The organism is Microbacterium sp. Bi128, assembly GCF_918698205.1.
Genome location: NZ_CAKKMM010000883.1, coordinates 1 through 2,129, shown reverse-complemented (window position 1 = coordinate 2,129; position 2,129 = coordinate 1). Strand labels below are relative to the sequence as shown.

At 71.3% G+C, this 2,129-nt stretch carries 2 protein-coding genes; both read right to left on the bottom strand.

Features of this window, described 5'->3' with window-relative positions:
- Positions 1 to 36: 36 nt before the first annotated feature.
- The gene (locus LQV45_RS27600; RefSeq protein ID WP_230010044.1) at positions 37 to 1,221 is read right to left on the bottom strand and encodes a CynX/NimT family MFS transporter; all 1,185 of its coding nucleotides are present in this window, start codon (positions 1,219 to 1,221) and stop codon (positions 37 to 39) included.
- 137 nt (positions 1,222 to 1,358) lie between these two features.
- Positions 1,359 to 2,129 (bottom strand): ROK family protein (locus LQV45_RS27595; protein ID WP_230010042.1); only part of this gene is annotated, 771 nt, incomplete at its 5' end.

The window sequence follows — 2,129 nt, the reverse complement described above, 5'->3', positions numbered from 1 at the left end:
GTCGCGATTGACATCACCCCGGCGCGCGACAGCGAGTCAGTGGGGCTTCGGCACCCGCCGCAGCGACAGCGAGGTGCCCAGGATGAACGCGGCCACCGAGCCCAGGATCATCAGCAGCGGTCCGGTCCAGGCGCCGGTGGTCCCGTGGACGTAGCCCAGCAGGGTCGGCGCCACTGCCCCGAAGGAGTATCCCGTCCCCTGGACGACGGCGGACATCCGGGCCGCCGAGGCCTGGTCCCGCGCCAGCCGGATAATGGCCAGGAAGATCAGCGTGATGCCGCCGCCCTGGGCCACACCGCCGAAGGAACACCACAGCCACCACAGCTCCGGTGCCAGCAGCAGGCCCACGGGTACGGTGAGCCACAGCAGCCCCAGGGCGAGGCCCACCGCCGTCGTACTGGCGAACCGGGCCGCCAGCGGCACGCCCAGTCCGCCCACAATGGCCAGGATCTGGAAGAGCGAGGACCCTGCCCCGGCGGCTGCGGGCGCCATGCCGAGTTCGTCCGAGAGCAGGCTCGGCAGCCAGGCAGTCACTCCGTAGTAGGAGAACGCCTGCCCGGCGAACCCGAAGGTCAGCGCTGCCGTGATCCACCGGGAGGGGGGCTTCCCGGCCCGCCGCGGGTCCGCCGCAGTGACGGCGGCCGGAATAAAGGCCCGCCGGCCAACCGCGATCACCCACACGGCGGCGGCCGCCACCGCGAACAGGCCACTGGCGGCAATCGCGGGCCGCCAGCCCAGGAGTTCAGCCAGCGGCGCCGACACCATGGAGGTCAGGAACGAGCCGATGTTCAGTGCCGCGGTGTAGGTGCCCATTGCCGCGCCTTGCCGGGCGGGGGTGAAGTCACGGCGGATGATCAGCGGGACCACGATGTTGCCGATCGTAATGGCGACGCCGAGGATCACCGTGCCCAGCATGACCAGGGCACCCCCGCCGGCCGAGCGGACCACGACGCCGAAGAGCACCCCGAGCAGGGTCAGGGTGATGGCGAATTCTGGCCCCAACTTGCGCCCGGCCAGCGAGGCCAGGGGCGCGGCCAGGGCAAAGCACAGGACCGGGATGCCGGTCAGGAATCCCAATTCCACCGGGGTGAACCCGAGATCGTCCTCCAGTTGGGCGATCACCGGCGCCACCGCCACCAACGGGCCGCGCATGTTCAGCGCGATCAGCCCGATCGCGAGCATGAGGAGCCAGCCGCGCGGCGCCCGGGCCACGCTGCTCATGGGGCGGCCCGTAGCCCGGCGGCCGGGCAGAAATATGATTTCATCAGTCCCATTGCTATCACGGGCCCCGGCCGCGCCTTCGGAATGTGACGCTTTCCGGGACACCCCTGCCGGGCGCGCCGCTTTCCGGGACACCCCTAGCCCGTGGCCTGCAGGGTCGCCTCAATGACCGCGGGTGAGAGCACATGCTGCGTGACCATCTGGCTGGCGCCGAGGATCGCGGCCTGGTCACCGGCCCGGGACACGCCGATCCGCAGGTGCGCCGTGGCCAGCGGCAGCGAGCGCCGGTAGACCACCTCGCGGACGCCGGCCATCAGATGCTCCCCGGCCTGGCCGAGGCTTCCGCCGATCACAATCACCGAGGGGTTCAGCAGGTTAACGACCATGGAGAGGACGTCGCCGAGGTCCCTGCCGGCCTGCCGCAGCGCCTGGATGGCCTGCAGGTTCCCTTCGGCGACCAGGCGCAACACATCGCCGCCGTCGTGCGCCGGCAGGCCCTGCCGCGTCAGCGCCTTGGCGACGGCGGGCCCGGACGCCAGGGCTTCGAGGCACCCGTAGTTGCCGCACCGGCACAGCACGTCATCGCCACGCGGAACCCGGACGTGTCCGAGGTCGCCGGCCGTCCCGTTGGCTCCGCGCTGGAGCTGGCCGCTGCTGATGATGCCCGCCCCGATGCCGGTGGCCACCTTGATGAACAGGAAGTTTTCGACGTCAGGCCAGTGCGCCGTGCGCTCCCCCAGCGCCATGATGTTCACGTCGTTGTCCACCAGGACCGGCACCGGAAGGGACCGCTGGACGTGGCGGCCGACGTCGAACCCGTCCCAGCCGGGCATGATTGGCGGCTTCACCGGCATGCCGGTGGCGTGTTCCACGGGCCCCGGGAGCCCGATGCCGGCGCCGGCCAGGTC

What these genes read in the sequence shown, in the direction of transcription:
- LQV45_RS27600 (WP_230010044.1), bottom strand. Translation starts at nt 1,221, where the DNA reads ATGAGCAGCGTGGCCCGGGCGCCGCGCGGCTGGCTCCTCATGCTCGCG.